Genomic DNA, 24,455 nt, shown 5'->3' on the forward strand with positions numbered 1-24,455 from the left:
TTTAATCAACCTTATCTGTTAGAACACTTATGAAATTCTATTCACTTGCATGTTTTCTGTTTTGCCTTACCCTTTCTGTTTCTGCACAACAGAAAATCGATCCCTCAAAAATTGAAATAGTACGTGACAGCTTTGGCGTGCCACACATATTTGCCAAAACTGATGCAGAAGTAGCTTATGGTTTGGCATGGGCCAATGCCGAAGACGATTTTAAAAGTATACAGGAAGTGATCTTGCCCGTTAAAGGTTTAATGGGAACTGTGCAAGGCAAAGAGGGTGTTGCCGGTGATTATGCATTTGCGTTATTTCGCTGCAAAGAAATTACACTGGAGAAATGGAACACCCTCACTCCTGCTTTTTTGAAATTAATTGATGGTTATGTACAGGGGATCAACGCTTATGCAAAAACTCATCCAAATGAATTACTGCATAAAAAAATCTTCCCCATTACCATGCAGGAATATATTTCTTCTACAGTTCTTGCACTGACGGTTTTCAATGGCGCTGATAAAGCATTGATGGCTATTTTCAACAATAGTGAAGATGTTGTTGAGGAGCTGAATAAAAAAGGAAGCAATGCCATTGCCGTACATCCATCCAAAACAAATACAGGTGAAGCATTTCTGCTGGTGAATGCACATCAGCCCAATACAGGATCGCAGGCTTTTTATGAAGCACATATTAACAGTGAAGAAGGATTGAATGTAACGGGTGGATTACTTGCCGGCGCCCCCTGCATCTTACATGGCACAAATGAAAATCTTGGTTGGGCACATACGGTTAATTACTGCGACCGTATGGATGTGTTTCAGTTAGAAATGAATCCAGCCAATTCCAATCAATACAAATTTGATGGTGAATGGGTTGATCTTGAACAGAAAAAAATTAAACTGCATATCAAAGGCATTCCAATTGGAATCAGCAGAACAGTTTACTGGAGTAAGTATGGTGCAACCATGAAAAACAAACAGGGATATTTTTCTATCCGACTTGGCGCTGATATGGATATCCGTTCACTGGAGCAATGGTATTACATGGACAAAGCAAAAAACTTCACGGAATTTTACAATGCCATTAAAGATCAGCGGCTCTCAATGTTTAATATAACTTATGCTGATAAATACGACACCATCTTTTATGTAAACAATGGATTGATCCCGGCAAGAAACCCTTCACCGGAATATAACTGGAAGAAAACTGTTCCTGGCAATACATCGAAAACATTATGGACATCGTTCAGAAATTTCAATGAACTGCCGCAATACATCAATCCGAAAAGCGGTTACCTCTTCAACACAAATCACTCTTCTTTTTTAGCAACAGGAAAGAGTGATAATCTCAATCCAAACAAATTCCCTGTTACTGATGGCTGGGAAATGCATGATAATAACAGAAGCGTTCGTGTGGCCGAACAAATGCCTGAAGGAAAGCTTGATTTTGAAACATTGAAAAAAATAAAATTCGACAGGCAATTACCTGCAAAACTCCGTTACCCTCATGATATTGACAGTATGTTTTTGTTATCTGTTACCGAGTTTCCGCAATATGCTTCATTGATAAATACATTCACGGCATGGGATAAGAAAGGAACTGCCGACAGCAAAGGTGCTGCTATCTTTTTACTGACATACCTGCACTTATCAAAAGTGCTCACTGGCCGTACTCCCGGAAAAATTTCAAAGGCTGAAGCAGTTGAGACTTATAAATATGTATATGATTATATGATGAGCAATTTCGGCAAGACTGATCTTGCATTGGGCGATATTCAAAAACTTGTACGTGGTGATAAAGAATGGCCACTATGGGGTTTTCCTGATCTGCTCTCTCCTCAATGGACAGCTCCGTATAAAGATGGAAAGTTGAAATCAATTGGTGGTGATGGGTTAATCATGTTCATCCGTTTTAAAAAAGAAGGATTGCCCGCAATTGAAACAGTAAACATGTATGGCGCTTCTGCTAAACCCGGCAACAAACATTTTGATGACCAGGTGGAAATGTATTTACAGCAGAAGACGAAAAAGATGACCTTGAATAAAGAGGAAGTGTATCAACATGCCGAACGGATTTACCACCCGGTAAAATAAACCTGCATTAAAAGAATGGATAAAATCAATACACCGATTTCAGCGAGCCATTAGTCCAGGTTGCAAACGAATTGTTTGTTTCATACAACTTCAGTTGCGTAAGTTTCATTTCAGCAGGTAATTTTCCCCTGATGATGCGTTGCATATAAAGCAATAAGTTTTCAGCTGTTGGTTCAGCTTCCCATACAACTAAATTTTCCTGTGTTTGAACATGCGGATGTTTTGCCAGGTAACCTGTTGATAAAAGTAATTTGTGATCTAATATATCAATCACAGAAGTGTTCACAATACTTTTCAGTTCTTTAAAATCAAGTATAAAGCCTGGAGCAGGAATAAATTCATCCCCCTGATCATCTGATCCGACAGTTACATGCAATTCATAGGAATGACCGTGGATATTTTTGCAAACTCCATCATACCCATCAATGGCATGGGCCATTTCAAAATGAAAAATTTTAGTAAGTAATAACATTGCTGATAACAGATCTGAATGAAGTACAAAATTATCTTTAATTCGGCTGAGAGTTTAGCTGCAGCAGAAGACATTCATTAGTTTTTCAGCTAATTATGGTCAGGAAAAATAAAGGGCAGATAACCATCTGCCCTTTATTTCATCGTAAACTGAGTGCTTTTTTATTTCATCCATTTTACTGTTCCCATTTTCACATCTCTTGAATTGCCGCCAATCATCACCTGGAAATCTCCGGCCTCCCAATCGTATTTGAGGTCGTAATTATAAAATTTCAGGTCATTTGGAGTAATTCTGAAACTGACTGTTCTTGTTTCGCCAGCTTTCAAATCAATCTTCTGGAACCCTTTCAGTTCTTTCACCGGTCTCGTTACAGAACCAATCAAATCACGGATGTATAACTGAACAACTTCTTTACCATCAACTTTACCTGTATTGGTTACAGTAACAGTTGCGGTTAATGTTTGATTTCCTTTTAATGAAGTGCTGCTCAACTTCACATCACCATAGCTGAAATTGGTGTAGCTCAATCCAAACCCAAACGGATAAACCGGCTCATTACTTACATCTAAATAATTACTGCGGAATTTTTCAAACCATTTTCCTTCAGCCAATGGGCGACCTGTATTTTTATGGTTGTAGAAAATCGGCACCTGTCCAACATTCTGTGGAAATGTTGTACTGAGTTTTCCTGAAGGATTTACATCACCAAATAAAACATCAGCAATCGCATAACCTGCTTCACTTCCTCCAAACCAAACATTTAAAATTGCAGATACATTCTCATTTTCCCATTTCAATGCTAACGGGCGACCGGTAAATAAAACAAGTACAACAGGCTTTCCTGTTTTCAATAATGCTTTCAATAATTCTTTCTGTGCCTTTGGAATTTCAATATTACTTCTGCTCGATGATTCACCGCTCATCTCTGAACTCTCGCCCAACACAGCAACAATTACATCACTTTGATTGGCGATATCAACAGCTTCCTTCATAATCACATCAGCAGGGCGGCTGTCTCTGTGCAAAGATTTACCAAACATGCCTGCTCTTACTTCAAACAAACTATCACTGTCAAGATTAGAGCCTCTTGCAGTTAAAATTTTTACTTTATCACCAATCACTTCTTTCAATCCTGTTAAAACAGAAGTTGCTTTTGAAAAATTAGCAGCCACACTCCATGTACCCGGCATGTTCTCCTTGTTATCTGCCATTGGTCCGATCAGTGCAATTGTTCCAGATTTTTTTAACGGCAATACATTGTTTTGATTCTTGAGTAATACAAAACTTTGTGCAGCAGTTTCTCTTGCAGCTTTGCGGTGTGCTGAAGTGAAAATATCTGTCTTCGCTCTTTCAGGGTTGCAGTAACGGTAAGGATCATCAAACAATCCAAGTTTATATTTTGCTTCCAGTATTCTTCTGCAGGCTGCATCAATCATCTGCATCGTAACTTTTCCTTCTTTCAATGATTGTTTCAAGGTAAGTAAGAATCCTTCACCTACCATATCCATATCAATGCCGGCATTTAATGCTTTTCCTGAAACAGTTTTTAAATCACCAATACCATGTTCAATCATTTCGTTAATGCCTGTATAATCGGTTACAACAAATCCTTTAAAGCCCCATTGATTGCGAAGCACTGTTGTCATTAGCCATTTATTTGCTGTTGCAGGAATTCCATCCACATCGTTGAACGATGCCATCACACTTCCTGCACCTGCATCAACTGCAGCTTTATAAGGTGGGAAATATTCATTATACATTCTGTATCGGCTCATGTCGGTTGTATTGTAATCTCTTCCTGCTTCTGCAGCACCATACAACGCATAATGTTTTACACAGGCCATGATGGTGTTATTCAGTGAAAGATCTTTTCCCTGGTATCCCTGCACCATTGCTTTGGCAATCTGTGAACCGAGATAAGCATCTTCACCACTTCCTTCTGCAACCCTTCCCCAGCGAGGATCACGGGCAATGTCAACCATCGGGCTGAAGGTCCAGTTAATACCATCTGCACTTGCTTCAACTGCCGCTATTCTTGCACTGCGTTCAATTAAATTCATATCCCAGCTGCAGCTTAATCCAAGCGGAATAGGAAACACCGTTTCATATCCATGAATTACATCCATACCAAACAGCAAAGGAATTTTTAAACGGCTTTCTTCTACTGCCACTTTTTGTACGGCACGGATCTTTTCAACAGATTTGATATTGAACAATCCTCCAACTTTTCCTTCCCTGATTTTTTTGCCGATATCTGAATTGCCTGCCTGTCCTGTAACAATATCGCCTGAACCGGGCAAATTCAATTGACCAATTTTTTCATCGAGTGTCATTTTCTGCATCAATGCATCAATGAACAGTTTCATTTTTGAATCATCCGGTTTTTGTGCGGCAATAAATACCAACGCAAATACAACGGAGAATAATGTAAGCTTCTGTAAGAGTTTCATGAGTCTGTTTTTTTATTTCATTAAATATGGTGCGATAACTTTTTTCCAGATAGCATAGCCTTTTGCATTCATATGCAGGTTATCTTCTTTGAAAATATCCGTCATTGATGATCCATCCGGCATAAGCATGGAATGATATACATCAATGAATGCTGCCTTTGTTTGTTTTGATAAATACACTTTTATCTGCCGGTTGGCTTCTTCGTATTTCGGCATCAAATGAGCACGGCTTGGGCTGGGCTTCATTGACACATAGGCAAAAGGAACTGTTTTATATTTTGCCCGGATCAGTTTAAACAGTGCTTCAAACCGATCCACAACCATTGCAACAGTAACGGTATCGCTGGAAGCAAAATCATTTTCTCCGCAATACATTACAATCTGTTTTGGCTGATACGGATAAATTACATCATAGCGGTAACGGATCAGATCAACCAGTTTAGAGCCACCAAAGGCACGGTTCAGAATTGGTTTTGATGGAAAATATTCCTGCACATCTTTCCACAATGTAAAAGAAGAACTGCCGATAAGTAATATCTGGTTGGTGGCAGGAAATTTAGCACTGTCAATTGCTTTCAATGCCTGTACTTCTTTCCAGTAAGGAAGTTTTTCCTGTGCCTGAACAGAAACAGCCAGCAACAGAAATACTAAGATTACTTTACTAATTTTCTTTATCATACTAATCCGCTTTAATAACTTTTGTTCTTTCGCTTGTACCGTTTTCATTAATGGATTCAATGGAGTAATAATAAGCCTTTTGCGAATCCATTGCCTTCATCCAGTATTCATTGTTTGAATGCACCATGATACTGGTATATAATTTATCTGGATGAGTGCCGTAATAAATATTGTAAGCAAATGCATTATCCACCGGTTTCCATTTAATAAAAGCACTCCGTTTGTCTTTCTCTGTTCGCAATACAATAAATCCCTGCACTGCATCGGGTTTAGAACCATTGCCATTCCCGAAAACCCTGAAACCACTGATGGCAAATTTGCCGGTTGGCATATGAATATTCTCCAGCTTTATAAATCTTGCCTGTACAGGTTTCTCCAGTTCTACATGCTCGTGTGGTATATCTGTTTTGTTATTACTTTTATCAACCAGTACATTCCATTTTTTTCCGTCAACAGAATAATAAAGTTTGTACTGATGATACTGATCATTCCATTTACCAAGGTGATTACTTTCCACATCCTGATCAGCATAGTTAATCTGCACAGCATTCACAGTTGAAATATTTCCCAAATCAGTTTGAATATACTCTCCTTTGTTAACTGTTGCTGCACTCCAATACGTTTTTATCAACTCATCAACAGCATTGTTCGGAAGGTAGCCACCTAAGGTGGAAGAAACCTGCACAGCTTTGTTATAGTTTAATAACATCCATCCTGTGAAGTATCCTGATTTGCCATTGGCTCCATATGTTGAACCTGAAAAACCAGGTGCAGGAATAAAATGCGGATAATCGCCAAAGGTTGTGTTGCAATACATGTTTCCATCTTTATCAAAGCCGGTTGGCCAGATACCCAATCTTCTTTCAAACGTATTTTTTACAGAAAGTACTGTTGTAGAAACATGCCAGTAGTTTTGATAATTGTCCTGGAACGTAGCACCATGCCCGGCTCCACGAACAAAGCCTCCCAGCTTAATACTTAACGGATCACTTTGTGCTTCAAAAAAACCAAGCGGTTCATTACCCACCAGTAATCCATCTGCATAGCCGCTGAATTCTGTTCCGGGTGCACCATACTGCAAATAATATTTTCCATTGTGTTTTGTCATATGTGACCCTTCAATAAAAGGATCAAGAAATGTGTTATCCATATGCTCACCAAAACGCTGCCAGCCAAAACGCCATGGTTCGAGTAAATACATTTCTTTTCTTGTGCCGATGGGTTGCAATGTTTTTCTGTTGAGTTCAATTCCGTACATCGGAAATTTATTGCTGCTGCCGTTGTACAGGTACAACCTGCCATCATCATCTGTAAAGAAAGAAGGATCCCATCCGCCAATCTCGAATGAATCGACCAAAGGTTTCCACTCATTGGCTTTTGGATTTGTGCTCATCCAGATGGTGAACTTACTTGTATAGGTAGAGCCGAATACAATCATTGTATCGCCGATGATTCCAACAGCAGGCGCACAGAGTTCATCATATCCTTCATTCCATGGACGAAGAAATTTTCTCGAATTGAACTTCCAGTTAAGCATATCACTGCTGTACCAATAACCCCACTGGTTGGTGCTGAATAAATAATAATCGCCTTTATAGTTTACTATCACCGGATCTGCAGTAGCTCTGTGGTTCCCCCATTGACTGAAGTTGGGAATAGGTGTGTACCCATAATCTATGTTGATTGGGTTGCAATAAGTTTTCTGTTGTGCGTTGGAAAAAATGCAATCAACATTATGATAACTGGAAGGATCAGTTTTTTTCTGTTCATAAATTCCCTTTTTTAAGTTCCTCCACAGCATGAGCAACTGCCCTTGCTGTAAAAGCCATATATAAAATTGACGGACTTTGACTGCCTGTACTTGTCATACAGGCTCCATCAGTAATAAAAACATTTTTGCAATGATGCAGTTGATTAAACTCATTGAGCAAAGATGTTTTAGGATTGCTGCCCATTCGCACCCCACCCATTTCATGTATATCCAAACCTGGTGGTTGCCTGTTATCATTGGTATTAATATTCTTTACTCCAGCTGCTTCAAGCATGGCCCTGCCCTGTTCCAAAAAATCCTTCACCATCTTGTCATCATTCTCATCATACCCAACAGATGTAACCAGTAAAGGAATTCCCCACTGATCTTTTTCTTCCTTGCTCAAACGCACATGATTGCTTTCTTTCGCAATTGTTTCACCCTGCATGTACATATAAACACCCCACGTGCCCGGCTCACTCATGGCTTCTTTAAATTCAGCACCAAGCAAGTGTTTGATATTTTTATCGCTCAGCTTTTCCCTGTATGCACCTGAATAGATAACATATCCACCTTCAAAATCAGTGTCTTTCTTTTCTACATTTCTGAAATTGGCAACAATACATTCTGCAGGTTTGGATACTTTGTAATATTTATCTGTGTATCCATCGATATCACCATTCATACTTCCACGGTAATTATGGAAACAAATGTATTTCCCCATCAATCCACTGTCATTTCCCAAACCATTTGGGAAACGGTTTGATGTTGAATTGAGTAAGATGAGGTTTGTATTTAACGCAGAAGCATTTACAAAAATGATCTTTGCAAAAAACTCTGTTGCGTCTTTTGTATTGGTATCAATCACCCGTACACCAATTGCTTTTTGTTTCTGTTCATCATAAATAATGGAATGAACAACTGAATGCGGCCGAATGGTAAGATTACCTGTCTTCATTGCCCATGGCAGTGTAGATGAATTGGAACTGAAGTAACCTCCAAGCGGACAACCACGCATACATAAATTCCTGTTCATACATTGCACACGACCCTGATCATAATGTATTTGCTTGGGATCCGTAATATGTGCCCATCTTCCGGAAACATAATGACGGTTGAATTTTTCTTTCAATACTTTCTGCATGTGCTTTTCCACTACATTCAATTCATAAGCAGTTAAGAATTCACCATCTGGCATGGAAGGAATGCCATCATAGCTTCCGCAAACGCCAATAAATTTTTCTACATGGCTGTACCAGTCTTTAATATCATTGTATCCAATAGGAAATGATTCGCCGTATCCATAACGTTTGGGTGCAGTAAAATCAAATTCACTCCATCTTGCACATGCTCTTCCCCACGTTAATGATTTGCCACCAACCTGGTAACCACGAATCCATTCAAATGGTTTTTCCTGTACATAAGGATGATCTGCATCCTTTATAAAAAAATGCTGTGTGTCTTCACTGTAACCGGCAGCCTTACTGATGTATGGATTGTTCTTTTTTGTTTCGTTAGTGATCCACCCACGGTGCGGCAATTCCCACCCTGACAGATTAGCTGTTGGATAATCTTTGATATGATCCACATTTCTTCCACGCTCCAAAACCAAGGTCTTCATTCCTTTTTCACACAATTCTTTTGCAGCCCAGCCGCCACTGATACCGCTGCCAATCACAATTGCATCAAATGTGTTGACCTCCTTTCCCTTTGTGTTAATATGTAACTGTGAAGTATCGGGCATTATCTGTACAATGATTTTTTCTTAAATACATAATGATCTGCACTCCATCTTCCTCCGCCGGCTAATAGAAATATAATGCCCAGCAAAACAAACAGAAACGGATGCTGATCTTCATACCCTATCTTTCCATGCCCTATAAAAAACGCAATGTAACTCATTGAACCAATTAAAACCAATGACGCTAATCTTGTAAATAAACCAAAGAAAAGAAGTACACCTGCAATAAGTTCTGCGAGCTTACCTGTATAAACCATGAACTTTCCATTAGATGATAATTTAAACTGATCCCATTGCAGGTATTCATTCATTTTTGTATCGCTGAAAATTTCCCAGCCATGATAGATCATAAAAAAACCAGCAATCAACCTTACCAAAGTAAGCCCGGCATTTAGCTCTAATGGAGATGATGAAAGAAATTTATTCATTACTTAAACCATTGGCCATTTAAAGGTTGACTGTAACTTAATTTTCATTCCCGTTGCTGAAGATTTTGTTGCTGCTTCAATTATTTCCAGCACATGCAATGCATGTTCAACATTGATTCGTGGCTCAATTCCTTTTATAATGCTTTCACCGGTTACTCTTGCTCCTTCCTGCCATTCGTAGCCTTCGCTTTCTGTTGCATGCAACTTTGGTGGTTCAGTCCATGATGTATCGAGCATTACACCACTTGTTTCCCAATCGTAGCCAATCAAACGCATATTTCCATAATCTCCATAAATCTGAATAGAATGTAAGGATTGTCCTTTTGCTTCATGCCCATGCGGATCAAAATAATTAAAGCCACACATTACATGGCTGATTATTCCCTTCTCATGTTCCAGTAAAATATGTGCATTGTCTTCTGCTTCCACTTTTATTTTTCCTTTATCGTCAACAGTTCGCTCAGGGTTTACAATACTCGTCATCGCCATCACAGATTTTGCAGGACCAAGTAAACCGGTAAGCGTTGCCATATTATATACACCGAGATCAGGCATACTTCCACCACCCTTTTCATAAAAGAACGCACTCCATGTTGGGCCTGTATGTCCATACTGTCCGTGAGCACTTGCAACTCTGCCCAATTTTCCTTCCTGAATTGTTTTACTCATAAAAGCAAACTGCGGACTGTTTACAACAGCAGGAGCTCCCCATAATCGCAGGTTTTTACTTTTAGCCAGATCGAGCAATGCTTTACCTTCTGCATATGTGTTGGCCATTGGCTTTTCGCTCCATACATGTTTACCTGCCAGCAATGCTTTTCTATTCAACTCACCATGCACCTGCATATCTGTTGTTGTAACCATCATATCGAATGGAACACCTTTCAGCATTGCATCAATGTTTGGGTAAGTCTGTGCGTTTACTTTATATTCTTTATTCTGTGCCGTTGCCCGTTCATATTTAATATCACAAAGACTGACCACTTCAATAAGATTTGATGATAATAATTGCGGCAGGTAACGGTTGCTGACACTGCCACAACCAATCAAGGCCACTCTCAATTTTTTATCTGCATTTTCTAACGCAAAGCTTTCAAGCGATGACAACAGTATTGCAGCTCCGGCAGATACTGTGTATTGTAAAAATTGCTGACGTGAAAGATTGCTGCTCATTATTTTTTTATTGCAGGTGATGTAAATCCTAACCGTTTCAACACATTCTGTATATCAGGAATATTCATGAATAAATTCCACAGTAAACCGCTGCGGTAATTTTCAATCATAACAACAATTGGCCCCTGGTCAATTGCTAAATGACTTTTTGCATAACAGTTGTAATGAATACTGAACCCCTCTACAAAACCATACTCACCCCCTATCTTATTGCCCTGTTCCTAATAGAAATAGCGTAAAGCTTCCATACTTTCCTTTGGCGTATAGGGCATTGATGAAATAGCCGCTGTTGGCTGAATGACACCACGGTCATTTTCCGGGCTGTGTGCCACATAACCTTTATAACTGTCACCTGCTGTTAAACCCCAGCACTTATCACTGTATCCTCTAAACTTATTTGGATTCTCTATACAGTATGCCCTGTTGATGAGTGTATGATTTTTTCCCTGCAAAAAATAATCATTGCCTAAAGAATCTTTTAAGCCGTTTGGATTAATCCCTTGAAAAGTATACTGTTCAAAAAATAACGGACCGCCTTTGTCTTTATCAAAATTCCCCAATGGCAGTTTATAGCCATAATATTCTTTACCATTTTTAAATCCGAAACTTCCCACCCATGTTCCGTTGTAAACATCTTTTGAAATAGCATGATACTTTGATGAGGCTGCCATGATGTAAGTGATCAAGCATTCATTATAACCCCACACCGGGAAATTCATATCGAATCCATTGTTGGGACTCCAGTGCCAGTATAATTTATTTTCATTGTTGGTATGCCAGTTCCAGTTAGCAGCACCCCACATTTGATTGATGCGTTTGCGCAAATACACTTCTCTTGGATTGTCTTTATTAAAATATTCTCTTGCACATAAAAAGCCCATGAGTAAATAGGACGTTTCAACAATATCTGCGCCGTCATCCAGTCGATCAAACTTAATGGTCTTTCCTGTTCTGCCATTCATAAAATGCGGATAGATGCCATGATAACAATCTGCATTAATTAAAAAATCTGCAATCTTTAGTAAACGCCTCACAGCAGTATCTCTTCCAATCCATCCCCGCTCCACTGCAACAACAGTGCTCATGATGCCAAAACCTGTACCGCCTATTGCTCCTGCATCGGGGCCAAATGTTGTTTTACTGAAATTGGGTTCATCCCATGCTTCGTTGATATAATCCCAGTAATGCTCTGCTAAAACTGTATTGCTTCTTTCCAATGCCAGGCCACTTACCGGGTGTGCCCCATGCCAGAAGAAACGAAAGGTTTGACGTTGTACAATTTCAAGCAAAGTACTGTCTGGAATATTTTTTATAATACCAATTGGGTTGACATTATTGGGATAACCATCTTTAAAATTTACTTTTTGCGCTGTTACAGTACCATAACAAAACAGTGTGATTAAAAACCCAGTGATGATATTTTTTCCCGTATTAAACTGCATTCTAATTTTTTTGAATTTTCCCGTTTTTAATTTGCTGCTGGTAGATGCTGATGAAATGCGTTCGGATCAGTGATGCTCTCGGCACTTCTTCTCCTTCCAGGTTCACTGCAATAGCTTTTGATGGCTGTGCAGGCATATGACAGTCGATACAATTTTTTTGAATGGCCAACACCTGGCTGTGTGCAGGAGTTTTAAATTTCGCTTCAGCTGTATTATGGCAACCCACACACTTCTGTGAAAACAATTCAGTCTTCCCACGTTGGTTTCCATGTGTATTATGGCATGTACTGCAGGTCATGGTTAAACTTTTCTGAAAACATTTACTTGCTTTAAGGAAACCATACTGGTTACCGTGTACATCCATATTTCCACTGTTGGCTACATCAATAACAGAAGTATCAATTTTGAAATAGCCGCTGAGATGTTTACCTGCTGTAAACTGAAAGGATGGTTTTGTTTTTTCGATATTACCTCCGTGACAGTAACTGCAAACATCCAGTTGCAGCTGTCTGGATAGCGATGCAGGGTTCACAATAAACTTTGCTTTCTTTTCTTTGGGGTTTTCTGTTTGATAGCTTACATGCTTTGCTGCGGGTCCATGACATTTTTCACAGGTTACACCAAGCATCATTTTTTTACGATCGAATTCTGTTGGTTCCATTGCTGGGCCTGCAATTCCTTCTGCAAATGAAGCATGGCATTCAAGGCAACGGGAAGTAATCGGTCGGTCGATCATCACTTTCCCCGAAGGAAATCCCGGGCTATTCGACCATCGGTCTGCTGCTGTAAAATAAGTGATGGGCAACTGAAACAATTTGTTTTCCCTCCATGTTAAAAAAGATTGACCCATTACACCCGATCCAATGACCATATCAAAACGCATTGCTTTTTTTTCTTCTTTTTTAAAATAAGCAACCTGGAATAAACCACTGTCCCTTTTTTCCATCTTTAAAACAATATCGGGTGTATATGCATACTCATTTCTTCCCTTTTTAAAACTGCCATGAATATATTTTTCTTCAGCAGTTTGTGCCGTTGCAAAATGGGCTGTTTGTATATGAGTTTCATAAACAGCTTGATGACAGCCTGCACATTTCTGTTCTCCTGCAAAATCTTCAAACTTAACTCCGGCTATATCTTCCTGTTTAACATCTTCCTTAACTTCTTCTTTTACTTCCTCCGTATTATTACACCTCGCAAACACAACTACACAAACGACTATAGCCAATACCACCAGGACAGACTGTCTGGATTTTAATTTCTTTGCTATAGATAAAAACTTATGCATTGGCAGGCATTTATAAAACGTTCATTCATTTCTATGTCAATCCGTAATGAAATGACACGGTATATTCATTACTTAACCGCAGAGCTCACAAATCCAAGTTTCTTCAATCCTACTTTTATTTCCGGACAGCTCATAAATAATTTCCACAACAAACCAGATCGGTAATTTTCAATCATCACAATAATGGGTCCCTGATCAATTGCAAGGTGCGAGGTGGCATACCAGTTTTTTGATTCATTAAATGCATCCACAAAACCATATTCACTCCATATCTTATCGCCTAAATCATAGTAAAAATGTTTGAGGGCTTTCATAGAATAATCAGGCGTGTAAGGAAATGCACTCAATGCAGCAGTTGGAGTAATTGTTCCAAAATCATTGGTGGGTGAAAACGCATTATACCCATCATAAGTATCACTGGCTGTTAAGCCCCAGCAATTTTCACCATAGCCTTTAAATTTTTTTGGATTATCAACGCAGTAAGAATAGTTGATGAGTGTATGATTTTTATTCTGCTCCCAGTAATCTGCATAGCGATCTTTCAAACCTCTTGGATCTAATCCAACAAAAGAATATTGTGAAAAGAAAAGAGGGCCACCATAGTCAAAACCCAGCGGCAGTTTAATTCCGTAAAACTCTTTCCCGTTTCTGAAAAAATCGCTTTGTGCCCATCCACGATGATATACTGCTGAACTCACCTGGTATTTTTCATTGGGGGAAGAAGCTGCAAGAATATATATGATCAAACACTCATTAAAACCACGTACAGGAAAATTCATCGCCCAGCCATTATTCGGACTCCAGTGCCAGTACAATACTTCCTGCCCCTGTGTAAACCAGTTCCATTCAATATCGGGCCACATCCACTGAATACGGTTTCTTAATTCCTTTTCAATTTTATTATCTGCATTAAAATATTGTCTTGCACAAAGCAGTCCCTGAAATAAGTAAGATGATTCAACAAGGTCTGCTCCATCATCCTTGCGGCTGAATGCAATTGTTTTTCCTGTTGCTCCATTCATCCAATGCGGAAATGCTCCGTGATAAGAATCTGCCTTTAGTAAGAATTGAACCATGTTCAGCAGAAACTTCGCTGCTGTGTCTCTGCTGATCCATTTTCTTTCTGTTGCCACAATCACACTCATAATACCAAAGCCGGTACCACCCGTAGTTACTGTTTCATTTCCATAGCCAAAATTTTCATTGCTTCTTTCTCTTGCCATACCACTAACAGGATGTGCAAAATCCCAGAAGTACCGGAAGGTTTGTTTCTGTACAAGATCAAGCAAGGCAGAGTCGGATAAATTTTTCGGTCGCCTTAGAGGATCGAATGAAATTGTTTTCGTTTGAGCACCAGCACTGCCGATGAAAAAAATAACTGTAACAACTAAAAAAATCCGTTTCATGAATGATTGGTTTTATAAATAAGGTGCTGTAAAGCCAAGCCTCTTCATTCCGTTTTTAATTTCAGGTGCACTGGTAAATAAATTCCAGAGCAATCCACTGCGGTAATTTTCGATCATGACAATGATTGGGCCCTGATCAATTGCAAGTGTTGATGTTGCAAACCATGGGTCAGCTAATTTATATGCATCATAAAATCCATAAGTGCCCCATAACTTATCGCCCAGCTTATAATAGAAAAACTTCAATGCATCCATTGACTCTGTTGAAGTATATGGAAAAGAGGAAAGCGCTGCAGTTGGAGTAATCACTCCTTTATCATTCGAAGGACTGTGCGCCTGGTAATAAGATGGTGCCGGGCCATCACTGGCAGTTAAACCCCAACTCAGATTACTATATCCATACCAACCTAATGGATTGGCCTTGCAATACTCATAATTAATTTTTGTATGATTCACTGCCTGTGTTTGATAATTGGCATAGGCATCAGTTAATCCATTTGGGTTGATGCCAAGAAATGAATAGTGCTCAAAAAATAACGGCCCGCCATTAGCTGTACCCATCGGTAACTGGTAACCGAAATAAGTGTTATTCGTTTTAATGGCGCCATTACTTGCCCATCCATTATCATAAACAACTTTTGGAATAGAATCTGTTCTTGATGATGAAGCCAGTACATACACCACCAGTGCTTCATTCCATCCTTTGATCTGGTGATTCATAACCCATCCTTTATCTGTACTCCAGTGCCAGTATAAAACATTCTGATTTCCTGCCGGAACCAATTCCATTCAACAGCATCCCAAATTGAGTTGATCTTCGTCCGCAATTCAGTTTCGGTAACATCAGCTGCATCAAAATACTGGCGTGCAGTAATCAATCCTTCCAGTAAAAAGAAGTCTCTACCAAATCAGCACCATTATCATTTGCACTGAAAGGCTGTGTAACACCTGTTGATCCATTCAGCCAATGTGAAAAAGCACCATGATAGCGTGTACAGTTATTGATAAGGAAGTTGGTAATTTTCAGTATCCTGTCTCTTCCTTCAGTTCTTGTAATAAATCCTCTGTGAACAGCAGTAACAATTGACATGATGCCAAAACCTGTTCCGCCTGTTGTTACAGTTTCACCACTGGTATTTCTTTCTCTTGCCATTCCGCTGACTGGATGACCAAAGTCCCAGAAATATTTAAAAGTTTGCTGCTGCACTTTATCAAGCAAAGCTGCGTCAGTGATTAAAGGAAATTTATCCGTAGAATCCAACCTTGTTAACAGATTAAATTCTGCATTGCTGAATAAGATGCCTCCCTGCTTTGACTTTAAATCATTATCAGCAGTTACATTATATTTTGTAAGATAATTGAGTGCTGCTGAAGGCTGCAGAACAAGAACACTGTCTCCGCTTTGATAAGTAACATTGTAACTGCCCCCGTTAAAATTAATACCTGCTGCTACAGTAGCTCTGTCAATTGCCACAGGAAAATTCAATTTGATTGATGGGTTCACACTCACTCCTTTGTAATCTGTTAAACTCATCACTCCGTTTACATCCCAGTTCGTAATAGTGAAATTAACCGGAGCAGGAGGAGGCACAGGTGCAGGTGTATCCTTTTTTTTGCAGGAACCAGCAACAAGCATACATACAATGATGAATGAATGATTGACAAACTTCCTGCTGAATAAATTCTTTTTGATATACATCTTCAATAGTCTCCTCTTTACAATTAAAATACCAGTGTTGAAATTGAATGCGGCAGTGCGGTTACTTCTGCAGCTTTTCCATTAATCCACAGGAAATACTGTGTTTTGATATTACTCTTATTCATTACAACCACTGCAACTGAGCCATCAGGATTTTTAAATGCTGTTGTAAGCAGCATACTGCGGCTTGCACTGCTGGCGATTCTTTTTGCTCCGGGTTGTATGAACTTTGAAAAGTGACCGATATAATAAAATTCATTGGTGAAAATAAGTTCACCGGTTTTTGTATTTCCATGTACAGGAGCAAAGCAAAAATTCCCAACATGGTTTGGCCCACCGGTTTCATCAAGTAAAATATTCCAGTCGGTAAAGCCGGTCATTCCATTATTAAAATCATTGATCATGTTGGCGCCGTATTTTTCGCCAAGGCTCCAGTCATATACTTTAGCCATATCAAATTTTTCTTTACAGCCTTCTGTAAACATGAGGTTGGTTTCTGGAAATGTTTCATGCACCAGTTTTACATTATCATACATCGGCTCACCACCACTCCATGTTTCATACCAGTGAAACCCGATACCCTATAAATATTTAGCCGCATCAGGATCATTCAATAAAGTGCTTGCCCGCTGAAACAGTAAATCCCTGTTATGATCCCATCCAATGATTTTCTTTTCCTTCAAACCTTCTTTTTCCATTACAGGTCCGAGGTAATTTTTTTAAGAAATTCTTTTCTTCCTGATCTGTATAAATACAGGACTCCCATTTCTGAGTTGCCATCGGTTCATTTTGAATACTGATTCCCCAAACAGGAATTCCTTCTTTCTCGTATTCCTTAATAAACTTTGTATAATACAAAGCCCAGCTTCCGAAAAATTCAGGCTTCAGTTTGCCGCCATGCAATACATCATTATTATCCTTCATAAATGCTGGCGGGCTCCATGGGCTTGCATAGAGATTCAGTTTACCACCTGCCGCTTTCATGGCAGCTTTGATAAAAGGAATTTTAAATTTCCGGTCGTGTTCAATATTGAACGACTTCAATTCCTTATCACCTTCCTGTATATATGTGTAAGAATCACTGCTGAAATCGCAACTGTTGATATTAGTACGTGCAACTGTATATCCAATTCCCTCTTTCTTATCGAAATAAGCTTTTAAAAATTCATCCTGCTTTTCCTTGGGCAGTTTATAAAATGTTTCCGCACTTGCATCTGTTAATGCCGCTCCAATACCAAAATATGATTGATACGTTTTTGCCGGATCAACAAAAACAATTACTTCGTTTTCAAAAGGCTGTCCTTTTTCTTTAAATTCAACCGTATCAGAAGCCGTCAACCGTAAGGCAGAACTGTCTGCTGTTGTAAAAGCCACTACTTTTTTCCCATCGGTAGAATAAGGCATTGTTGCAGATTCTGTAGTCTTCATTTCTTTACATGCAAACAGTTGCACTAAAAACAATCCGTAAATAATTTTTTTCATCTTGTTTTATTTTTGAATGTATTACCAAACATATGTTGCAACAGTACCGGCAGGCAGGTTTGCTGCAGCTATCTTTCCATTTTGTTTAATATTGAAATCAACGGCTATTCCTCCATCGTTCAGCACAATCAGTACTTTCTTTCCATCGGGAGTTTGAAATGCCACATTCTGCAAATTGGCTGTAAGATTACTTGTAATACGCACAGAACCTGCAGGAACAAACTTGGATGCATGTGCAATAATATAATATCCCACATTTCTGTTGATGGCACCATCCAGTGTTAATGCACCTTTACATTCGGTACATCCACCGGGTGTGTGCGGATTGTACCCGCCATCGCTTGCCAGGTTCCATTCCAATGCAACCTTACTCCAGTTACGCATAGAACCGATCACAACATTTTTTGTATGCCATTTCAAATCACCATCAAATGTTCCGTTGGCTCCTGTCCATTGTTCTGTGAAATAAAGGTTCTTTTCAGGGTACAGGCTATGAACAGAAGACAGTGCAGCAATATCACCTTCATACAAATGAAAAGCTGATCCGTCAACATATTTTTTTGCATCGGGGTCATTTAATACTGCAATCGGATACTCGGGTTTATTACAATTGTGATCGTAAATGATAATCTTTGTTGTGATACCTGCTGATTGAAATACAGGACCAAGATTATTCTTGATAAACGTTGCCTGGTCTGCAGCAAGCATTAACATACTCGGGTTATTGCCGGGATGTAATGGTTCATTCTGGATGGTAATTGCATCAACTGTAATTCCTTTTGCCTTCATTGCCTGTATGTACTTAACAAAATAGCGGGCATACGCATCATAATACTGTGGTAACAAACTGCCCCCTTTGCTGAGGCCGTTATCTTTCATCCAAACAGGTGGACTCCATAGAGAACCCATTATTTTAATGTTAGGATTGATGGCAAGAATTTCTTTCAGCACAGGAATAAGATCAACTGTATCATGTGCTAAACTGAAATTTGTAAGATTGATATCTGTTTGCCCCGCAGGTAAATCATTATAACTGAACACTGATGCATCCAGATCGGAAGCGCCAATGCTGATACGCAGATAACTGATGCCGATAGAATTATCGGCACTGCCAAACAATTCCTGCAGCAATGCTGCTCTTTCAGATGCACTGAGTTTATTGATATGATAAGCACTTCCACCGGTTAAGGAAAATCCAAACCCGTCAATTGTTTGAAACTTTATTGTACTGTCAACTTCAATTGTTTGATTACTGTTTGCTGCTGCCCCAAAAGAAAGCGCAGTTGTTTGTTTTTTTAATAATACTGATTGATCTGCTTTGGTGATCCAGTAATTCACTGCCGGCCCGCCGGGTACAGCACCACCTCCGCCACCATTATCCGGTTGCTTGTTACAGTTGCCCAATATTGAAAGCAGGGCTGCCAGCAGAAAAAAAGAGTTTGTCATTTTTTTATATTTAATTGTTTTCATTCAGGTTTTATTTATCGTTGTTTTTCTGTCGAAATTTTAGTTGAATAAGAGCTTGTTTTGTTATCGCATGAATATAAGTTCACGGTTATTTCTTGCAATAACCATTACCTTGTATCCACTTCTGCCTTTCAGCCATTTGATATCTCTCACCTCTCCATCAACATCAGGAACAATGGAAGATGATTTGAACTTGTTTTCAGATTTATTAAACGAAAATAGTGTTGGCTGTAAAGCATCATATCGTCCCTCATAAGGAACTACGCCAAAGAAATTTCCGCCTGCTATCCATGATGCTGTATTCTGATTATTGACCTGTGCAAATGACATGACCGGTGCCATTTGTAATTCTTCGGACAAATCAATTCTTTTAAAACCACCCTTCCCATCATTTACAAAACAGGAAGAGCTGAGTGTTTCAGCTTTAAACTCACGGTAATCTTTAAACAGATCGTAAAACATATAATCAACCGTTTTTCCTGCCACTTCACTGTAGGTGAGGTAAGCTTTTTTCAATACGGGCAATTGCCGCTCCAGTTCATCCTTTGCAAAGAATGTGTATTCCTTTCCATCAATGTTATAGGTCATGATTTGTTCAACAGCTCCGTTGTTGTCAAAATCTTTTACATACATTTTCAGCGGACCTTTTTTCCCATCCCAAAGTTTTGAATTATGTCCCCAGTTGCCTGCCAGTATATCATCATATCCATCAGCATTAATATCCGTAACAAGAACCGTTTGCCATAAACCGGTGGAGTTAGGTATTTCTGTTTTAGTAAATTGTCCATTCTTATTGACAAAGATTGTAAGCGGCATCCATTCGCCTGTTACAACTAAATCCTGCCATCCATCTTTGTTCACATCTGCAAAAGAAGCAGCTGTAACCATTCCCAATTCATTCAGGTCAATTGTTTTGTCATACTTTGTTGTGAAAGTTCCGTTTCCATTATTCAGATAGAAATAAGAATTCCTGAGAACACCATAGCTTGTTGCACCTGAAGAATTTCCGATGAACATGTCCATATCTCCATCATGATCAACATCTGCAACAGCAACACAGGTTTTATTTTCATACTGGTTGTTAAATGCTCCCACAGCTTTTTGAAAATTTCCTTTACCATCATTCAGATAAAGCCTGTCTTCAAGTGAACGGCCTTTTTGCGGCATTTCATTTCCACCGCTTATAACCAGCAGATCAATATTTTTATCCCCGTTTGCATCAAAAAAAACAGCATCCACATCTTCACAAACTGCATCCTTTGCAAACAACGCAGTATCAGATGCAATAAATGATCCATTCTTTTGCTGTATCATTAATACTCCGGGCTGGCCTATTGCCCCACAGGCATAAAAGTCATCAAGACCATCAGCATTTACATCCGCTACTGCAATCTTCGGCCCCCGTGTAGATTCTGCATGTGGAATTAGATACTGCACATTGAAATCAATAAAATCATTTTCCTTATGCTTCCATTTACTGTTAACACTGTTTGTAATATCAGTAAAGGTGGCCGCTGACGGTTTAAAAAATGAGGAATAGTTAAATACACCTGCTGCATCTTTCTGTGAGAAGACGAGTGGTTTATTGGCCGCAATATTTTTTACGATCTGATATTTCTGATCGGGCCATACAACGAGTATACTGTCAACAGAGGTTAATGAGTCTAACCCAAAATGCAAACGTGTTTCTGTTGAAGATTGAAAACCTCTTGTAAGCATCAATTGCTGGTACTGCATCATTCCTTTCTGAAACATATAAGCCTTTGCACCAACACCAAAACGGTTAAAGCCTTCGCCATTAAATGAAAGAGCAATTGAGTTTTTCCCTTTTGTATTATTCTTGAGAATAACTGCAGGCGAATTAATGCAGTTGATCACCAGGTCAAGATTGCCATCATTGTCAAGATCGGCATAAGCAGATCCATTGAAATAACCTTTCATTTTTCCGGTTCCCCATTCATTACTCTTATCGGTAAAGCTGAAATGACCATCGCCCTTATATAAGAATGGATGTGAAGCTCCATCGGGCATTTTTTCGATGGCTGCTTTGTCAAATTGATTGGTTTTGTCAATATTCGTCTTGGTATTTAAATCAGTAAGAAACCGGATGAAATCGAGGTCAACAGGCCGCTTCACAATACCACTTGAAATAAATAAATCTTTGTTTCCATCATTATCAAAATCTGCAAACAGGGGGGCCCAACTCCAGTCTGTTGCTGATACACCGCTCTGCAAACTTGTTTCACTAAAACTGATTCCGCTGCCATTGTTCCGCTGCAAACAGTTTTTTGAAAACTGGTTCTGAAAGCCATGACCCATTAATTTAAATTGATAGGTATCAAGATTTTCATCACTGCCATATGTTTTCAAAGTCTTCTCATCGGGAGGGAGCATGTCAACAGTGATGATGTCCAGCTGCCCGTCATTATTATAATCGGCAACATCATTGCCCATACTGAAGCGGCTGTAATGCCGAAAGTGCTTAGCCCCGCTTTCGGTAAATGTTGCATTGCCGTTGTTGATGTAATAATAATCGTTTTCGTGAAAATCATTGCCGATGTAAATATCATTCCATCCATCGTTGTTGATATCGGCAACTGCCAGTCCTAATCCATAACCAAGATTGCTCTGGTAAATACCTGCCTGCTTTGAAACGTCTGTAAACTTTCCCGTTTACAGCAATATCGTTACGGTATAACCTGTCGCCTGCTAAACTGTCAACTTTTCTCCGGTTACTGGTATCTACAATATTGGCATTGGGTTTTTGTGAGTGATTGAGAATATAACAATCAAGATCACCATCATGGTCGTAATCGAAAAAAGCAGATTGTGTGGTAAAGCCTGAAAAGTTTAAACCATACTTCTGTGAATTTTCTGTAAACGTTACGTTACCGTTGTTGATAAAAAGTTCATTGTGCCCTTTCAGTCCATGATGCTGACTTACTGTCGATACATAAATATCCAGTTTACCATCTCCATTAATATCCGCCATGGTAACTCCTGAACTCCAGTCGGCTGTTCCTGCAACACCTGCTTTTGCAGTAATATCTTCGAATTGAAAATTGCCCTTGTTTAAATACAATTTATTCCCGCCTTTACTGTTTGCTGTGAAATAAATATCAGTCAACCCGTCATTATTAATATCCCCTGTTGCAACGCCGCCCCCCTTATAGAAATACAGACAATATAAAATATTAAAGAGCTCCTTCTCTTCCACCTTATTTACAAAATCAATATTGGTTTCGGATGAAGACAAGCTTGTAAATAAACTGTCTGATTGCCTGCAGGAAGAAATAATCAGTGCAACAAATATGATTAAAACAAACTCTTTAAGTTTCACGACAGGCATAAAGAAAGTAGATTAAGAATCGTCAAATAAATCTCTTCGTACAAATTCACACGAGCTATAAGGAGAGTAAAAAAGGGCTGCAAAGAAATGCAACCCTTTATTATTGATTATGACCTAAAAAGAACTGCCCTTTTATTTTTTACCGGTAACAAGTACCATAACCTCAGCCCCTGTTAATGCGGTATTATACATTCTGAACTGATCTAAACTTCCTTTCCAGGAAGAAGATAACCAATCATCCGTATCATAGCCGGTTCCCGGTCCGCAACCTATTCTCATTTCACTGATCTTCGAATCATCAATGTTAATATCGCCATGTGTACCCCATTTCGGCACAATTGCATTTGCAATTCCGTCTACATAAAGGGTCATTCCGCTGGTAGCTGCACTATAAACTAATGCAATATGATGCCAGTTATTATCCAGCAAGCCGGCAATGGTATTCCCACCTTCCCATGTAAACCAGTTATCAGCTCCTGTTTTATCTACAACCTCCACCTTTATGGCGCAGGCTGCATTATTTCCTTCCATAATAATAAAGAGATTGGCACCAGACCAATGTCCGTTACTTGATTTAAAACTGAGTGGGTACTCAGGTCCGTTTGTGCCGGTATTATTTGTTGTCTGTCCATTTTTTTTATACCAGTAGGCAATTGTAAAGCTCTTGGCTGTTACGGCCCAGTCATTGGGTTTTGCGTACTTGATGAATTTTTTATTTACACCCTGTACAGCTTTTCCACTGATACCCGCAACAGAAGTAAATGGATTATCGGAAGCAAAGGTTGCCCGGATACTGTCAACTGCATTCATCAGCGCATCAGTTGTTGCACCATCAAACGCAGTATAAAACTTCAACGGACCGCCGGGAACATTTGCATCAACTGGATAATCGCCCAATCCAGGCTTTTTCATTTTCTGGCAACTTGCGATTAAGGTTAATACGCTTATTACCAGTAATAGTTTTTGAAAATTCTTTGTCATATAATTTTTCTTTTTAAGAAAATGATCAAATTAAATTACCATTCAGGGTTCTGAACAATTACTCCACCGCATTTATCAATTGCCGGTTGGGGAATTGGATAAAAACGACACTTGTTTGTATAACCCATACCGCCTAAAACAGTTACTGCATCACCCCATCTTACAAGGTCAAAGAAGCGCTCGCCTTCTACACCAAATTCAACTCTTCTTTCCTGTTTTACAGCTGTTCTTAATGCAGCCTGTGTGGTATATGTAAGTGCAGTTAACCCTGCTCTTGTTCTAACCTGGTTAAGCCAGCCAATTCCTGTTGCCCCCTGTGTTAATTCATTACTTGCTTCTGCAGCCATAAGCAACACATCAGAATAACGGAAAATCCTTTTATTAATCCATTCAGGATTATCGCTTAAACCTGTAGATGCACGGTAAGCAGGATCAGCATAGATTTTCTTGTTCCAGTATTTACGTGGAAGAATACCTCCATTCAACACATAGGCTGGCAATGTTCTGCCATAACCACCACTGAAAGGATCATCAGACTGACCAGAAAATAAAATTGTTGAACCTA

General features: G+C 39.2%; 15 protein-coding genes and 3 pseudogenes. 1 reads left to right on the top strand and 17 read right to left on the bottom strand.

Going from position 1 to position 24,455, the window contains the following annotated elements; translation table 11 throughout:
* The first annotated feature begins 29 nt into the window (after nucleotides 1-29).
* On the top strand, nucleotides 30-2,084 hold the full coding sequence (locus IPK31_01565) for a penicillin acylase family protein (GenBank protein ID MBK8086756.1): 2,055 nt from the start codon (nucleotides 30-32) through the stop codon (nucleotides 2,082-2,084).
* 25 nt (nucleotides 2,085-2,109) lie between these two features.
* Here the strand turns inward: IPK31_01565 and IPK31_01570 are convergent, their stop codons facing one another.
* From IPK31_01570 to IPK31_01650, 17 genes and pseudogenes are all read right to left on the bottom strand, one after another.
* Entirely contained in the window at nucleotides 2,110-2,556 is a 447-nt protein-coding gene (locus IPK31_01570; protein MBK8086757.1) for a 6-carboxytetrahydropterin synthase, read from the bottom strand.
* Between the two features lie 161 nt (nucleotides 2,557-2,717).
* Nucleotides 2,718-5,006, bottom strand: coding sequence for a beta-glucosidase BglX (gene bglX, locus IPK31_01575; protein MBK8086758.1), 2,289 nt, complete (start codon nucleotides 5,004-5,006; stop codon nucleotides 2,718-2,720).
* Between the two features lie 12 nt (nucleotides 5,007-5,018).
* The gene (locus tag IPK31_01580) at nucleotides 5,019-5,684 is read right to left on the bottom strand and encodes a G-D-S-L family lipolytic protein (GenBank protein ID MBK8086759.1); all 666 of its coding nucleotides are present in this window, start codon (nucleotides 5,682-5,684) and stop codon (nucleotides 5,019-5,021) included.
* A 1-nt stretch (nucleotide 5,685) separates the two neighbouring features.
* Nucleotides 5,686-7,485, bottom strand: coding sequence for a family 43 glycosylhydrolase (locus IPK31_01585; protein ID MBK8086760.1), 1,800 nt, complete (start codon nucleotides 7,483-7,485; stop codon nucleotides 5,686-5,688).
* Nucleotides 7,451-9,178 (bottom strand): GMC family oxidoreductase, encoded by a 1,728-nt coding sequence (locus IPK31_01590; protein ID MBK8086761.1) that lies wholly within the window; start codon nucleotides 9,176-9,178, stop codon nucleotides 7,451-7,453. The genes IPK31_01585 and IPK31_01590 overlap by 35 nt, the downstream gene beginning before the upstream one ends.
* Nucleotides 9,178-9,603 (bottom strand): DoxX family protein, encoded by a 426-nt coding sequence (locus IPK31_01595; protein MBK8086762.1) that lies wholly within the window; start codon nucleotides 9,601-9,603, stop codon nucleotides 9,178-9,180. The genes IPK31_01590 and IPK31_01595 overlap by 1 nt, the downstream gene beginning before the upstream one ends.
* Before the next feature lie 3 nt (nucleotides 9,604-9,606).
* Nucleotides 9,607-10,776 (bottom strand): Gfo/Idh/MocA family oxidoreductase, encoded by a 1,170-nt coding sequence (locus tag IPK31_01600; protein MBK8086763.1) that lies wholly within the window; start codon nucleotides 10,774-10,776, stop codon nucleotides 9,607-9,609.
* Nucleotides 10,776-12,218: pseudogene (locus tag IPK31_01605) on the bottom strand (beta-glucosidase). The gene IPK31_01600 and the pseudogene IPK31_01605 overlap by 1 nt, the downstream one beginning before the upstream one ends.
* A gap of 1 nt (nucleotide 12,219) precedes the next feature.
* Nucleotides 12,220-13,506 (bottom strand): hypothetical protein, encoded by a 1,287-nt coding sequence (locus IPK31_01610; protein MBK8086764.1) that lies wholly within the window; start codon nucleotides 13,504-13,506, stop codon nucleotides 12,220-12,222.
* A 68-nt stretch (nucleotides 13,507-13,574) separates the two neighbouring features.
* Nucleotides 13,575-14,912: a beta-glucosidase gene (locus tag IPK31_01615; protein ID MBK8086765.1), complete on the bottom strand. Its 1,338-nt coding sequence runs from the start codon at nucleotides 14,910-14,912 to the stop codon at nucleotides 13,575-13,577.
* 12 nt (nucleotides 14,913-14,924) lie between these two features.
* Nucleotides 14,925-16,548, bottom strand: a pseudogene (locus IPK31_01620) (Ig-like domain-containing protein).
* Between the two features lie 86 nt (nucleotides 16,549-16,634).
* Nucleotides 16,635-18,093: pseudogene (locus IPK31_01625) on the bottom strand (glycoside hydrolase family 30 protein).
* A 21-nt stretch (nucleotides 18,094-18,114) separates the two neighbouring features.
* Entirely contained in the window at nucleotides 18,115-19,539 is a 1,425-nt protein-coding gene (locus tag IPK31_01630; protein ID MBK8086766.1) for a glucosylceramidase, read from the bottom strand.
* A gap of 84 nt (nucleotides 19,540-19,623) precedes the next feature.
* Nucleotides 19,624-22,014, bottom strand: a complete 2,391-nt coding sequence (locus tag IPK31_01635; protein ID MBK8086767.1) for a VCBS repeat-containing protein — start codon at nucleotides 22,012-22,014, stop codon at nucleotides 19,624-19,626.
* A gap of 112 nt (nucleotides 22,015-22,126) precedes the next feature.
* Entirely contained in the window at nucleotides 22,127-22,909 is a 783-nt protein-coding gene (locus IPK31_01640) for a VCBS repeat-containing protein (GenBank protein ID MBK8086768.1), read from the bottom strand.
* Between the two features lie 132 nt (nucleotides 22,910-23,041).
* Nucleotides 23,042-23,890 carry a LamG domain-containing protein gene (locus IPK31_01645; GenBank protein ID MBK8086769.1) on the bottom strand — a complete coding sequence of 283 codons (849 nt, stop codon included), beginning with the start codon at nucleotides 23,888-23,890 and terminating at the stop codon, nucleotides 23,042-23,044.
* 35 nt (nucleotides 23,891-23,925) lie between these two features.
* Nucleotides 23,926-24,390, bottom strand: a complete 465-nt coding sequence (locus IPK31_01650) for a RagB/SusD family nutrient uptake outer membrane protein (protein ID MBK8086770.1) — start codon at nucleotides 24,388-24,390, stop codon at nucleotides 23,926-23,928.
* Nucleotides 24,391-24,455 lie beyond the last annotated feature (65 nt).

The sequence above is a fragment of the Chitinophagaceae bacterium genome (assembly GCA_016713085.1).
Taxonomy (GTDB): domain Bacteria; phylum Bacteroidota; class Bacteroidia; order Chitinophagales; family Chitinophagaceae; genus Lacibacter.

Bases quoted from the DNA above. Each gene is read 5' to 3' on its own strand.
- IPK31_01565 (MBK8086756.1), top strand. From the start codon at position 30: ATGAAATTCTATTCACTTGCATGTTTTCTGTTTTGCCTTACCCTTTCT.
- IPK31_01570 (MBK8086757.1), bottom strand. From the start codon at position 2,556: ATGTTATTACTTACTAAAATTTTTCATTTTGAAATGGCCCATGCCATT.
- bglX (MBK8086758.1), bottom strand. From the start codon at position 5,006: ATGAAACTCTTACAGAAGCTTACATTATTCTCCGTTGTATTTGCGTTG.
- IPK31_01580 (MBK8086759.1), bottom strand. From the start codon at position 5,684: ATGATAAAGAAAATTAGTAAAGTAATCTTAGTATTTCTGTTGCTGGCT.
- IPK31_01585 (MBK8086760.1), bottom strand. From the start codon at position 7,485: ATGCTGTGGAGGAACTTAAAAAAGGGAATTTATGAACAGAAAAAAACT.
- IPK31_01590 (MBK8086761.1), bottom strand. From the start codon at position 9,178: ATGCCCGATACTTCACAGTTACATATTAACACAAAGGGAAAGGAGGTC.
- IPK31_01595 (MBK8086762.1), bottom strand. From the start codon at position 9,603: ATGAATAAATTTCTTTCATCATCTCCATTAGAGCTAAATGCCGGGCTT.
- IPK31_01600 (MBK8086763.1), bottom strand. From the start codon at position 10,776: ATGAGCAGCAATCTTTCACGTCAGCAATTTTTACAATACACAGTATCT.
- IPK31_01610 (MBK8086764.1), bottom strand. From the start codon at position 13,506: ATGCATAAGTTTTTATCTATAGCAAAGAAATTAAAATCCAGACAGTCT.
- IPK31_01615 (MBK8086765.1), bottom strand. From the start codon at position 14,912: ATGAAACGGATTTTTTTAGTTGTTACAGTTATTTTTTTCATCGGCAGT.
- IPK31_01630 (MBK8086766.1), bottom strand. From the start codon at position 19,539: ATGACAAACTCTTTTTTTCTGCTGGCAGCCCTGCTTTCAATATTGGGC.
- IPK31_01635 (MBK8086767.1), bottom strand. From the start codon at position 22,014: ATGGGCAATGATGTTGCCGATTATAATAATGACGGGCAGCTGGACATC.
- IPK31_01640 (MBK8086768.1), bottom strand. From the start codon at position 22,909: ATGCCTGTCGTGAAACTTAAAGAGTTTGTTTTAATCATATTTGTTGCA.
- IPK31_01645 (MBK8086769.1), bottom strand. From the start codon at position 23,890: ATGACAAAGAATTTTCAAAAACTATTACTGGTAATAAGCGTATTAACC.